Source organism: Prevotella communis (assembly GCF_022024115.1).
Classification (GTDB): domain Bacteria; phylum Bacteroidota; class Bacteroidia; order Bacteroidales; family Bacteroidaceae; genus Prevotella; species Prevotella communis.
On record NZ_CP091792.1, the window covers coordinates 2,325,289 to 2,338,770 of the forward strand.

General features: G+C 50.9%; 13 protein-coding genes. 7 read left to right on the forward strand and 6 right to left on the reverse strand.

Annotation, left to right across the window (positions count from 1 at the left end; genetic code table 11):
- Positions 1-166: 166 nt before the first annotated feature.
- The 4 genes from L6468_RS09710 to ispE are packed head-to-tail and all read left to right on the forward strand — an operon-like array spanning position 167 to position 5,013.
- Positions 167-1,603, forward strand: coding sequence for a PDC sensor domain-containing protein (locus L6468_RS09710; protein WP_237793092.1), 1,437 nt, complete (start codon positions 167-169; stop codon positions 1,601-1,603).
- Positions 1,587-3,515: a sensor histidine kinase gene (locus L6468_RS09715; RefSeq protein WP_237793093.1), complete on the forward strand. Its 1,929-nt coding sequence runs from the start codon at positions 1,587-1,589 to the stop codon at positions 3,513-3,515. Before L6468_RS09710 ends, L6468_RS09715 begins: the two co-directional genes overlap by 17 nt.
- Entirely contained in the window at positions 3,515-4,168 is a 654-nt protein-coding gene (nth, locus tag L6468_RS09720; protein ID WP_091817354.1) for an endonuclease III, read from the forward strand. Before L6468_RS09715 ends, nth begins: the two co-directional genes overlap by 1 nt.
- 14 nt (positions 4,169-4,182) lie before the next feature.
- On the forward strand, positions 4,183-5,013 hold the full coding sequence (ispE, locus tag L6468_RS09725) for a 4-(cytidine 5'-diphospho)-2-C-methyl-D-erythritol kinase (RefSeq protein ID WP_237793094.1): 831 nt from the start codon (positions 4,183-4,185) through the stop codon (positions 5,011-5,013).
- On the opposite strand, the gene L6468_RS09730 is transcribed toward ispE, so the two are convergent.
- The 6 genes from L6468_RS09730 to L6468_RS09755 form a co-directional block, all read right to left on the reverse strand.
- Positions 5,003-5,269: a PqqD family protein gene (locus L6468_RS09730; protein WP_091817348.1), complete on the reverse strand. Its 267-nt coding sequence runs from the start codon at positions 5,267-5,269 to the stop codon at positions 5,003-5,005. The genes ispE and L6468_RS09730 overlap by 11 nt on opposite strands.
- Positions 5,266-5,745: a S24/S26 family peptidase gene (locus tag L6468_RS09735; protein WP_091817344.1), complete on the reverse strand. Its 480-nt coding sequence runs from the start codon at positions 5,743-5,745 to the stop codon at positions 5,266-5,268. Before L6468_RS09735 ends, L6468_RS09730 begins: the two co-directional genes overlap by 4 nt.
- Positions 5,721-6,605 (reverse strand): hypothetical protein, encoded by an 885-nt coding sequence (locus L6468_RS09740; RefSeq protein WP_091817341.1) that lies wholly within the window; start codon positions 6,603-6,605, stop codon positions 5,721-5,723. The genes L6468_RS09735 and L6468_RS09740 overlap by 25 nt, the downstream gene beginning before the upstream one ends.
- Positions 6,592-7,044: a hypothetical protein gene (locus L6468_RS09745; RefSeq protein WP_143005762.1), complete on the reverse strand. Its 453-nt coding sequence runs from the start codon at positions 7,042-7,044 to the stop codon at positions 6,592-6,594. Before L6468_RS09745 ends, L6468_RS09740 begins: the two co-directional genes overlap by 14 nt.
- A gap of 34 nt (positions 7,045-7,078) precedes the next feature.
- Positions 7,079-7,939, reverse strand: a complete 861-nt coding sequence (locus L6468_RS09750) for a sigma-70 family RNA polymerase sigma factor (protein ID WP_091817336.1) — start codon at positions 7,937-7,939, stop codon at positions 7,079-7,081.
- A gap of 114 nt (positions 7,940-8,053) precedes the next feature.
- Positions 8,054-9,547, reverse strand: coding sequence for a Do family serine endopeptidase (locus tag L6468_RS09755; RefSeq protein WP_237793095.1), 1,494 nt, complete (start codon positions 9,545-9,547; stop codon positions 8,054-8,056).
- A gap of 239 nt (positions 9,548-9,786) precedes the next feature.
- Between L6468_RS09755 and L6468_RS09760 the strand changes: the two genes are divergently transcribed.
- The 3 genes from L6468_RS09760 to L6468_RS09770 are packed head-to-tail and all read left to right on the forward strand — an operon-like array spanning position 9,787 to position 13,479.
- Positions 9,787-11,010, forward strand: coding sequence for an HD domain-containing protein (locus tag L6468_RS09760; protein WP_237793096.1), 1,224 nt, complete (start codon positions 9,787-9,789; stop codon positions 11,008-11,010).
- 44 nt (positions 11,011-11,054) lie between these two features.
- Positions 11,055-12,092, forward strand: coding sequence for a UDP-3-O-(3-hydroxymyristoyl)glucosamine N-acyltransferase (gene lpxD, locus L6468_RS09765; RefSeq protein ID WP_237793097.1), 1,038 nt, complete (start codon positions 11,055-11,057; stop codon positions 12,090-12,092).
- 4 nt (positions 12,093-12,096) lie between these two features.
- On the forward strand, positions 12,097-13,479 hold the full coding sequence (locus L6468_RS09770) for a bifunctional UDP-3-O-[3-hydroxymyristoyl] N-acetylglucosamine deacetylase/3-hydroxyacyl-ACP dehydratase (RefSeq protein ID WP_237793098.1): 1,383 nt from the start codon (positions 12,097-12,099) through the stop codon (positions 13,477-13,479).
- The last annotated feature ends 3 nt before the right edge of the window (positions 13,480-13,482 follow it).

Below are 13,482 nucleotides of genomic sequence, written 5' to 3' on the forward strand. Positions count from 1 at the left end.
GTATGATGCAAAGCACAGTAATTAACATTTTTTTTGAAACATACGTATTGTTTTTTCATGACAAATGCTTAATTTTGCTCACAAATATACTGTGAACATGCTACGTGCACCTAAAATAATCAACAAATCACTATCCATAAGGCTTAGTTTGATGATAGTGTTGGCCATGTCTATTTTGCTTCTGGCCTCAATGGTTTGCATGTTGTATTTTTCCAGGAAAGCCGTTAAGGAAGAGGCCACCCTGAACGCCCAGCAGACACTCGACGGCACCATTTCCCGCATAGACAACGTATTGCTGAGTGCCGAACAGACAGCCGGTAATTTCTACTTCATGATGCTTCCCCACCTGAACCAACCAGAGCAGATGTATAAGTTCAGCAGGGAACTGGTAGAGTCAAATCCCTTTATCATCGGCTGTGCCATCGCCTTTGAACCCGGTTTCTATGAAGAGGGCAAGGAGTTCATGGCTTATTATCACCGTACGGACGAATACGATCCCACACTGGTAAGGTCAGAGACATTTGGCTACTCACGCTATACCCAGCAGGCGTGGTACAAACAGCCTATACAGACAGGCAAATCGGGATGGATGAACCCCATGTCCGATGTGGAGGGTGTGACAGAGCCCATCGTCACCTTTGGAATACCCATACACCAGAGTGGCAGCGAGAAGCCCATCGGCGTGATGGGTATCGACGTGTCGCTCAAGTTGTTGTCAGACGTGGTACTGGCCTCCAAACCCTCGCTCCACTCATACAGCATCCTGTTTGACGGCGACGGTACGTATATCGTTCACCCTGACACCAGCAAACTATTCCACCAAACCATCTTCACGCAAGAGGAATACAAGACGGAGGACGGTCTGAAGGAAGCCGCAGACGCCATGCTCAGGGGCGAGTCGGGCTACAGACCATTCATGAAGAACGGCGCCAAGCAGTTTATCTTCTACAAGCCCTTTACACGACTTGCCGTGAAGGGTCGCTCCATGGAGACGCTCAACTGGCACGTGGGCATCGTCTATCCCAAGGAGGACGTCTATGGCGAGTACGACAACCTGTTGTACTATGTCTTTGCACTCGCCATCGTCGGCCTGATACTGATGTACATACTCTGTCATGTTATCATACGCTATATGCTGCATCCGCTGAAACTGCTCACCACATCGGCACAGCGCATCGCAGAGGGCAAGTTTGACGAGCGCATCCCTGCCAGTCACCACTCTAACGAGATAGGACATCTGCAGGACAACTTCAGGGCGATGCAACAGTCGCTGGCTGTAAACATCGGCGAGATGGAACAGCAGAAAGTCACGCTGCAGAAACGTGCCGACGAACTGAAAAAGGCTTACAACGATATCAAGAAGGCCGACCGCATGAAGACGGCATTCCTGCACAACATGACCAACCAGATGATTACGCCGGCAGCGCAGATAGACAAGGATGTAAGCACGATGTTTGCCGGCACCACGTCAACAGACGGCATTCTCACCCTGACGGAGGATGTACAGAAGAACGGTGAGGCCATCACCAAACTGCTCAACGACCTGATAAACATGTCGGAAGAGGAAATGAGAAAGGAGGACAGCTATGAAAATGAAGATTAGACTGCACCACCTTTCCACCAGGCTCGCCTTCGTGATACTGCTGCTGGCAGCACCCGTCTTCATCACGACGATAGGTGCGCTTTTCCTGGAGGCACGACAGGTAATCAGACATAAGGCCGTAGGACGTGCCAAGAGTGCGCTGAACGCCAGTATGCAGCGCCTGGACAGAAACCTGCTGGCGGTACAGACGGCCACCGAAGCGTACAGCTGGGTGCTTGAGGAGCAGTTGCACCCCGACTCATTCCTGACGCTCTCGCACAAGGTGGTGGCCCTGAACCCGCATATAGACGGCTGTTCGGTGAGCGGCGAACCTTTCCTGTTTCCCGACAAGGGGCGCTACTACTCGGCCTATACCGTGAGAGAGGACGACAGCGTGAAGACCGTGGTGGAAGATATATATGAATATTTCCAGAAGTCATGGTACAAACTGCCACACGACCAGGATGCTGCCTGCTGGGAGATATTTTTCGACGAGACCGACTCGCTGACGCTGACCATCGACGGCATGCTGGCATCGTACGGCCGACCGCTGCACAACCAGGACAACGAGGTGGTGGGCATCATCTCTACAGACCTGTCGCTGCTGAAAATCACAAAGATCATCAATCACGAGCGCCCCTACCCCAACAGCTATTTCATGATGCTCGACCACGACGGACGCTACGTGGTGCATCCCGACACTACGCGTCTGTTCAAAAAGACCATCTTCGACGATGCCGACCCTCGCACGCAGCAGGACCTCATCGCACTGGGTCACCAGATGACGGCCGGCAAGGAAGGAGGCATGGCGGTATATGTTGACGGCAAGGGTTACTTGGTGTGCTACAAGCCTGTGCCGGGCACTGACTGGAGCCTGGCCATCGTGTGTCCTGACAATGATATCCTGAAGAATTACTACATGCTGACCAACATCCTGGTACCCTTGCTGGTCATCGGATTGCTGATCATCGTGCTGCTGTGCTACAGGGCCGTGTCGCAGAGTTTCAGCAGCATCAGAGAACTGCTGGCGAAAACACGTATGATTGCTGAGGGCAACCTGGAGGTGTATATACGGCGCAGTAAGCGGATTGACGACATTGGACGACTGCAAAACAGTTTTGCCGCCATGCTACAGGCACTGCAGTTCCACATTGGCATCGTGCGCTTTATCACAGACAAACTGCAGCTGCGCAATAAGGAATTGGAAGAGGCCACGAAACTGGCTCAGGAGGCCAACAAGCAGAAAACGGCCTTCATTCAGAATGTGTCGCACCAGATACGCACCCCACTGAATATCGTCATGGGATTCTCGCAGGTGCTCCACGATACGACAGGAAAGAAGGAGGCGCTGCCCGAAGAGGAGATGAAGAGCATCGTCAGCACAATGGATCATCAGGCAAAACTGCTCCACCGTCTGATCAGCATGCTGTTTGACAGTTCCGACTCGGGCTTCTCCGAGGAACTGCGCACAGCGCAATTCGACATGGTGAGATGCAACGATATGGCACGCGAGTGTCTGGAATACCTGAAGAGCCACTACCCCAATATTCACATAGAACTCCAAACGGAGGTCGACGATGATGTCTGTGTAGAGTCCAACCGGGTTTACCTGATACGCTGTCTGAGTGAGCTGCTGTACAACTCTGCCAAATACTCTGACAGACAGCATATCGTCCTGAGAATCGTACCCACGGGCAGCGCCATACGCTTCATCGTAGAGGATACGGGTAAAGGTATCTCTGAGCCTTATCGCGACCTGATGTTCAAATTCTTCACAAAGATAGATGACCTGTCTGAGGGTTTGGGATTAGGACTGCCGCTGGCTAAGCGCCACGCGCTCAACCTGGGTGGCGACCTATGGCTCGACGACAGCTACCAAGAGGGGTGCCGCTTTGTGCTTGAGATTCCGTTAAAGCAGATTGAAAACGATTAATGAGAAGAGAAGAGAGATACAAACTGGTATTAGACTATTTTAGGAAGGAGATGCCCGAGGTGGACACAGAACTGACGTATGGCAGTGTGTTTCAACTACTGGTGGCTGTGGTGCTGAGTGCACAGTGCACGGACAAACGCGTGAACCAGGTGACACCCGAACTGTTTCAGCGCTATCCTGACGCGCAGCACATGGCACAGGCCGAACCCGACGAGATACTGGATTACATCAGTAGCGTGAGCTACCCTAACGCGAAGGCGAAACATTTGTCGGAGATGGCTCGACTGCTGATGGAGCGGCATCAAGGTCAGGTGCCTCAGGATATGAATGCGCTACTGGATTTGCCTGGCGTGGGACGGAAGACGGCCAACGTGATGCAAGCTGTAGCCTTTGGGCAGTCGGCTATGCCTGTAGATACGCATGTGTATAGGGTGAGCCACAGGTTAGGACTGGTCACGAAAAAGGAAAACACGCCCTACAAGGTGGAGATGATGTTAAGAAAACACATTCCTGAGCAGGAGATGGCGCAGGCCCACCACTGGCTGCTGCTCCACGGACGCTATGTATGCACATCGCGCAAGCCGCATTGCGAGAAATGCGCGCTGGAGCCATTATGTCCAAAGTATTTAGAGGATTCAAGATTAGAACACTGAGATAAAAAGAAAAAATGATTGTATTTCCTATTGCAAAGATTAATTTAGGACTGAATGTCGTAGAACGCCGGCCAGACGGCTATCACAATCTGGAGACCGTATTTTTCCCTGTAGAACTGAAGGATGCACTGGAGGTGCAAGAGATGAACGAGGCGTTCCCCTCGCCCTTCGACTGTGACCTGAAGGTAACGAATATCCATATTGAGGGCGACGAGCAGCGCAACCTGGTGGTGAGGGCCTATAACCTGCTGAAACAGGACTTTCCACAGATGCCACGCGTACATGCACACCTCTATAAGGCTATTCCCACGCAGGCCGGCATGGGAGGCGGGTCGAGCGACTGTGCCGCAATGTTGCTGGCGCTGAATGAGATGTGCCACTTAGGACTGACAGAACAGCAGTTGATTGACTATGCCGCACGCCTGGGTGCCGACTGTCCGATATTCATCCTGAACAAACCGGCTTATGCCGAGGGTATCGGAGAGCGTCTGCAGACGATAGATGTGAACCTGAAGGGCTACTACCTGGCTATCGTCAGACCTGACATCCCAGTGCCTACGAAAGAGGCGTTTTCACGTATTGTACCCCAGAAGCCCGCGAAGAACTGTCGTACCATCGTCAGTCAGCCTATTGAGACATGGCGCGACGAACTGGTGAATGATTTCGAGACGAGCGTCTTTGCCCTGCACCCCGAGATAGGACAAATAAAAGAACGGCTCTACCAGATGGGAGCCGTCTATGCCGCTATGAGTGGTAGTGGCAGTGCGCTGTTTGGCATCTTCCGCGAAGAGCCAGACCTCAGAGCCGACTTTGGCACGATGTATAACAAGGTGCTTAGGCTATGATGCCTGCCTCCTGCCACTTGGCAATGAGTTGGGTGGCATCCTGACGGGCAGTAGCCTCATCAATATCATATTCCTCAAGGAGCAGTTTCGTCAGCGTGTCAGCGTCAAAATCTGCTCCTTGAATGTGTTGCCACAGGTAGGCAGCCGACTCGTTCATGCTGATGATACGACTGAAATCAATATTCTCAATACCTTCTGCCACGATGATATTCTCACCGCAGATGGTACGCAATTTAAAACCTTTCTTTGTCTTCATTTGAATCGTTGGGGTATATGGGGATAAATAATAAATAGCAGGTAACGACGGAGGGGATAGAGGCGCGTCCACCACCAGGAATAGAGGCGCCACTTACGTCCGTCAGTACGGTCGAGCGTCTGTCTGCCCTTCCGATAAAAGCCCACGGCCTTTGCCCTGATGTCACTCAGCATACAGTGTTCGTCGCTGAGGTTGCCATCGCCACGAAGGGTCACCTGTCTGCCCTCGATACGGATGATGCGATGGAGCACGAAGAGACCCTTTGAAATCTCGGCCAGCACGGCATCGCCCACCTGCGGATGGTCGCAAAGCTGCAGCAGGGCCTTGTCGCGCCCGTCTTCCAGGAAGGGGCGCATACTGCGTCCACGCAAGGGAAGAGTGGCTGTATGCCCTTCGTTCAACTGCTCTATGACAAAGGGCAGGAACACATCATTGGGCATCTGGACGGTCTTTATCTGGTGATGGTCTTGTGGCATAGCACGGCTGCTTCTTGATCAGGTAAACAATACAGGGTATAGACAGGGGTGGTCTCGATGATACGTGACACGGCATCGCACAGGTGGTTGTAGATTACCGCGTCCCACTTCATGCTGCTACAGGCTGGAAGCACGGAGGCGAAAGCCTGAACGGGGCCCAGTTGCTCAATACGGTTCTGGGGGGCACGCTCTATACGGGTGACAGCACCCAGGCGGGCACGCACAGGACGATAGCAGGGCGTCTTACCACTCCAGGGAGAGCCAAAGATATAGGGCAGTCCGTCGTCCATGATTCGAACGATAGGATTATCATCGTTCATCAGCTGGCAGTCCTCGATATGTTTCAGCCAGAGCGAGGAATGTGTGCTCTTGCCGGTACCACTCTGGGCAATAAACGGATAGCCATAGCCATGATGCATGATGGTAGAGGCATGAATCAGCATGGTGTGCCGATAGGCCCCAGCAAAGGCATAGGCCAGCATCAGGGCATCATTAAGTCCGAAGGAGCGCATCAGCCAGTCGCCATTCAGCGCACAACGACAATCGGAGAAATCGCTATTGGCAATCAACAGACAGCAGTCGCGATCGTGGATATCACGGATGATAAACTGATAGCCTCCGTCAGGCAACTGATAGACCAGGGTGTCGCCATTGCCAGTATCAAACTTCCTGACGAGTTTCTTGTTGCCCGCAGGACGGATGGTGTCATCGACAGTCAGCGTGAAAAGAAAATCATCCGACTCCTGACAGCACTGAAACGCTCCAAAGGAAGGGAGCAGCGTCATTGAGTTGACAGTGGTGTCAGCGAACCGGATGCAGACTTGATGCCCTGCAATGAGAAAGACATTACTGTTCGGCATTCACGTCGTCGAAATAGTCACGAAGATTGATGGTCTTGAAATGAAACTCCTTATCCTCCAGATAGCGCAGGTCGTACTGCTGGTGCTGGTTCTTGGACTGCTGGGTATAGAGTTTCTTGAACTTCAGGAATTGCTTCTCCACCTTCTTCTTGTTCTTATTGGCATATACCACACAGGTGCGACGGGGCATCTGCTTCTGATTGGCCAGGAAGTCGCGCAACTGATAGGAATACAGTTCGCGCGTCTGCAAGAAATTATTCTTCTTCTCAATCCATGCGCTGTCAATCTCCTGCACATTGGTGAAGTGCACAATAGTATCATTAAACGAAGCTGCAAAACCAAAGATGTACATCTTGGGCACCTGCACCTTCTTGGCACTTGTCTGCACGCTCATGCCGAGTGCCATCACAGCAATGAGCATCATTACGACTCGTTTCAAAATATCACTAGTTTTATTATATTCTCTACTAAAATTAACCCAGATAGCTTTTCAGCATCTTGTTCTGGGTGTTGTTGCGGAGGCGGCGGATAGCCTTCTCCTTGATTTGGCGCACACGCTCACGGGTGAGACCATATCTGGTGCCAATCTCCTCAAGCGTCATCTCAGGCTGCTCTATGCCATAGTAGGCCTCGATAATCATGCGCTCACGCTCATTGAGACACGAGAGGGCCTTCTGTATCTCCTGACGAAGCGACTCCAGCACGAGCTGCTTGTCGGCAGAAGGCGAGTTATCGTTGACCAGCACATCCAGCAAGGAGTTGTCCTCGCCATCGGCAAAGGGTGCATCCACGGATACATGTTTGCCATTGATGCTCAGGGCCTCGTCAATCTTCTCCAGGGGCAGGTCCACCTGCTCAGAGATTTCATCAACCGACGGACGGCGCTCGTTTTCCTGTTCAAAGCGACTCAGCACCTGACTGATCTTATTGACGGAACTGACCTGATTAAGGGGCAGACGCACGATGCGACTCTGCTCGGCTATGGCCTGGAGGATGCTCTGACGAATCCACCACACGGCATAGGAGATGAACTTGAAGCCACGTGTCTCGTCAAAGCGCTCTGCAGCCTTGATAAGCCCCAGATTGCCCTCGTTGATGAGGTCTGGCAACGACAGGCCCTGATTCTGATATTGCTTCGCGACACTGACAACAAATCTAAGATTGGCTCTTGTGAGAGTTTCCAATGCTTTCTGGTCACCTTTCTTAACACGTGCTGCAAGTTCTACTTCTTCCTCCACAGTAAGGAGCTCCTCCTTGCTGATTTCCTGAAGGTATTTGTCAAGCGACTCGCCATCACGGTTAGTGATTGATTTAGTTATCTTCAATTGTCTCATAGCTCTATCAGTTTCTAGTCAATGTGCAAAGGTAAACCAAAAAAATGATATGGCCAAAAAAAAAGTGCAGATTCTTGGATAATCCTCAAATCTGCAACCTTTTATGAAAATAAATCAATCGTTCTGCAGCTGTACGATGAAGTAGCCGCGCTTACCAGTGGGGAAGATACCCTTGATAACGAGGACGGGCTCCTTAGAGGTAGAAGCATCCTTGACAATATCCTGCAGATCCTCAACAGTATTCATCGCCTCGTCGTTGACGCGCTGGATGATGAAGCCCTTAGGCACACCAGCCTCCTTCATCTTGCCGGCATTGACCTTGATAACCTCCAAACCGTAAGAAATTTCCAACTGCTCCTTCTGTGCCTTCGTCACCTCACGGAAGTCGGCTCCCAGCACGTCGAGGTCGGCATTCTTCACCACCTTGGTGTTGCCCTGCTCGTTGCGCAGCGTCACCGTCTTCGTCTGCTTCTTCTTGTTGTGCAGGTAGGTCAAGCTAATCTTATCGCCAGGACGCTTCTGGGCAATCAAACCAGAGAGGTCGCCAAACTTCGTCACCTTGTGGCCATCCACCTCAGTGATGATGTCGCCCTTCTCAATGCCAGCCTCGGCAGCAGCGCTATTCTCCACAACCTCAGCCACATAGATACCCTCCATAGTGCCATAGTCAGCATCCTTGCCATCCTCCTTCTCAATGTCAACCTGTGTCTTCACGTCGCGTCCGCTGATACCAATCATAGCACGCTGCACGGTGCCATACTGCTTCAGGTCGGCCACCACCTTGTTCATCATCGCCGTAGGAATAGCGAAGCCATAGCCGCTATATGAACCTGTCTGGGAATAAAGCATGGCATTGATACCAACCAGTTCGCCATTGGTATTGACAAGGGCACCACCTGAGTTACCTGCATTAATGGCAGCGTCGGTCTGGATGAAGCTCTCCACGCCATTGGCACCCAGTGTACGGGCCTTGGCTGAGATGATACCAGCAGTAACGGTATTGGTCAGACCGAGGGGGTTACCAATAGCCAGCACCCACTCACCTACCTTCACATTGTCACTGTTAGCAATACGGATAGCAGGCAGGTTCTTGGCATCAATCTTGATGAGTGCCAAATCTGTCGTTTTGTCAGCACCGATGATACGGGCAGAGTATTCCTTGTTGTCATTCAGCGTGACTGTCAGTTCGTCAGCACCGTCAACCACGTGGTTATTGGTGACGATATAGCCGTCTGCAGAGATGATGACACCAGAACCGGTGGCAGTCTTCTTAGGCGTCTGCACCTGCTGTTTGCGTGTGCCGCCCTGACCACGCTGTCCGCGTCCAAAAAAACCTCCAAACGGATCACTGAAGAAATCGTCAAAGGGGTCGCTCTGCACTTCTACAGTCTGGATTTTTGAATTCTGCACGTATTTAATATGTACAACACAAGGCAGCGCCTTTTCAGCTGCATAGGTCAGGTCAACAGGTTGAACGGCTGTGGCCGTTGACATTTCCAAAACTTCCGGCTCTTGCGTAGCAGCCTGTGTCTCACTGAATGCTGCTACTGAGAAAACAAGGGCTGCCATACTAAGAGAGGGCACCACATAATTTAAAATCTTTTTCATATCTTCTCGTATTATGTTAATGATTATTTCTTGCTAGAAAGCGTTGATGCAAATATATAGGCAAAAATCATGAAACTGACAATATGTCTCGATTTTTTCTTGCATTTTAACATTTCACGCAAAACCTTTAAAATCCGTTTGCTCGCTGACGAAAGAAATTTGCATTCGTTTAATAATTTAATTTAAGTAAATTTTTGCTTTTCACGCCATTTTTTCGTACCTTTGCAGTCAGAAGAATTATGGACGACGCAAAAATCATCAACGACCCGGTATTCGGGTTTATCAAAATACCACGCGGCCTGCTTTATGACATCGTGAAGCACCCGCTGTTTCAACGACTCAATCGCATCAATCAACTGGGTCTGGCATCTGTGGTCTATCCAGGTGCCCGCCATACGCGTTTTCAGCACTCGCTGGGGGCCTTCCACCTGATGAGCGAAGCCATCCAGTCGCTCCAGCAGAAGGGACAGTTTATCTTTGACTCTGAAGCCGAGGCAGTAGAGGCGGCCATCCTGATGCACGACATCGGGCACGGCCCGTTCTCGCACGTACTGGAGAATACCCTCATCAGGGGCATCTCCCATGAGGACATCTCGCTGATGATGATGGAGCAGATCAACAAGGATTTGGGAGGACAGTTGAACCTGGCCATCTCTATCTTCAAGGACCACTATCCGAAACGTTTTCTGCACCAGTTGATATCCAGTCAGCTGGACATGGACCGACTGGACTATCTGCGTCGTGATTCGTTCTTCACCGGTGTCACGGAGGGCAATATCGGCTCTGCCAGAATCATCAAGATGCTGAACGTGGTAGACGACCGTTTAGTGGTTGAACAAAAGGGTATCTATTCACTCGAGAACTACCTGACTTCCAGGCGGTTAATGTACTGGCAGGTATATCTCCACAAGACGGCTGTTGCCTACGAAAAGGTGCTGGTCAACATGCTGACCAGGGCAAAGGATCTGGCCAAACGGGGACATCAGGTATTTGCGTCGCCTGCCCTCTCCTACTTCATCGAAAACGATGTCAACGCACAATGGTTTGCCGACCACGAAGAGGCGCTTCACATGTACGAGGAACTGGACGACAGCGACATCTGGAGTGCCATGAAAGCATGGAAGCATTCCGATGACAAGATACTGTCGACCCTGGCTACGGATATGCTGGACCGCCGCATCTTCAAGGTGGAGGTACACGACAGTCCCATCACCGACGAACGTATTGACGAGCTGCAGACCATGATAGCGCGGAACATGGGCATCGACAAGCGCGATGCCCACTACATGATGAGCATCAACAGAATTCAGAAAGATATGTACGCCGTTGACGACGATTCTATCGACATTCTCTACAAAGACGGCACCATCAGGGACATCTCGGAAGCCTCGGAGATACTGAATGTGGCGCTTCTTTCTAAAAAAATACGAAAATATTACCTTTGTTATCAACGTTTTCAATAAAAATGCTTATCTTTGCATCCTAAAAAGAACACTGAATCATTATTATGGAGTTTACAGCCAAACAAATTGCCGAGTTTATCGGTGGCCGAGTGGAAGGCAACGATAATACAGCCGTCCATACATTTGCAAAAATAGAAGAGGGTCAGCCTGGAGCTATCTCGTTCCTCTCGAACCCCAAATATACCCACTATCTTTATGAAACAGCTTCCAGCATCGTCTTGGTGAACGATGATTTGGAATTAGAGCAGGAAGTGAAGGCTACACTGATTCGCGTAAAGAATGCCTACGAGGCTGTGGCCAAACTGCTGCAGCTCTACGAATCAATGAAGCCTAAAAAGACGGGCATCGATCCACTAGCTTTCGTATCACCTAAGGCCACACTGGGAAAAGACGTCTATGTTGGTGCATTCGCCTGCATCGGCGATGGTGCTGTCATTGGCGACGGCACACAGATTTATCCCCACGTAGTGATTGGCGAGGGTGTGAAGATGGGAGAGAAATGTCTTATCTATCCTAACGTCACCATCTATCAGGGATGTAAGATTGGTCAGAACGTAACGATTCACGCCGGCAGCGTCATTGGTGCCGACGGCTTCGGTTTCGCTCCCAACGTAGAGGGTTACGATAAGATTCCACAGATTGGTATCGTCATCATTGAGGATAATGTGGAGATTGGTGCCAATACCTGCGTAGACCGTTCTACGATGGGTGCTACCGTCATCCACAAGGGTGTCAAGCTGGACAACCTGATTCAGGTGGCTCACAACTGTGAGATTGGCGAGAACACGGTGATGTCTGCCCAGGTAGGCATGGCTGGCAGCACAAAGATCGGTTCGTGGTGTATGGTGGGCGGACAGGCTGGTTTCGCTGGTCATATCCACGTAGCCGACAAAACATTCGTGGGTGCTCAGTGTGGCGTCATCGGTGACACCAAGGGCAATGGCGAACAGCTGATTGGTTCACCTGCCATGGATCCAAAGGTGTACTTCAAGGGCATGGCCATCCTGCGCCGTCTGCCTGATATGTACAAGGAGATGAGCGCTCTGAGAAAAGAATTGGAAGAATTAAAAGCAAACAAATAAGCATATGAAACAGAAGACTCTGAAAGGCAGTTTCTCGCTCTGCGGAAAAGGCCTGCACACTGGACTGAGCCTCACGGTGACGTTCAATCCCGCTCCAGAGAATCATGGTTATAAGATTCAGCGCATCGATCTTGACGGCATGCCTGTCATCGACGCTATAGCCGAAAACGTAGTAGACACACAACGCGGCACAGTGCTTGGTAAGGGCGACATCCGCGTTTCAACAGTAGAACACGGTCTGTCAGCACTCTATGCACTTGGTATTGACAATTGCCTGATTCAGGTAAACGGTCCTGAGTTCCCTATCCTTGACGGCTCTGCCATCCAGTATGTCAATAAGATTGAGGAGATTGGTACTGAGGAACAGAATGCGCCAAAAGACTGGTATGTCATCCGCAAGAAGATTGAGGTAAGAGACGATGAGACCGGCTCTTGCATCACCATCCTGCCTGATGAGCAGTTCTCACTCACCACCATGTGCTCATTCGAGTCAAAATTCATCAACAGCCAGTTTGCAACGCTCGACGATATCACCAAGTATACCTCTGAGATTGCAGCTGCACGTACATTCGTATTCGTACGCGATATCGAGCCACTGGTTCAGGCTAACCTGATTAAGGGTGGTGACATGGACAACGCTATCGTCATCTACGAGCGTCAGACCACTCAGGAGCGTCTCGACATGCTGGCTGACCTGCTGCATGTAGAGCATCGCGATGCTACCGAACTGGGTTATATCCAGCACAAGCCACTGCAGTGGGAGAACGAGTGCACACGTCACAAGTTGCTCGACGTGATTGGCGATATGGCCCTCATCGGTAAGCCCATCAAGGGACGTATCATTGCAACACGTCCTGGACATACTATTAATAATAAGTTCGCGCGCGAGATACGCAAGGAGATTCGCAAGCACGAGATTCAGGCACCTGCCTACGATCCCAATGAAGAGCCTGTGATGGACGTGAACCGCATTCGTGAGCTGCTCCCCCATCGCTATCCCATGCAGTTGGTAGATAAGGTCATCGAGATTGGTCCTACAAGCATCGTTGGTGTGAAGAATATCACCAGCAACGAGCCATTCTTCACCGGTCACTTCCCTCAAGAGCCCGTCATGCCTGGCGTACTTCAGATTGAGGCTATGGCACAATGTGGCGGTCTGTTGGTACTCAACGCCGTTGAAGAACCTGAGCGCTGGTCAACCTATTTCATGAAGATTGACGGTGTCAAATTCCGTCAGAAGGTAGTTCCTGGCGACACCCTGATTTTCAAGGTAGAGCTGATTGCTCCTCTCCGTCATGGTATCTCAAGCATGCACGGCTATGCTTTCGTAGGCGACCACGTTGTTTCTGAGGCCACCTTCACCGCCCAAATTGTAAAGAACAAGTAAAAA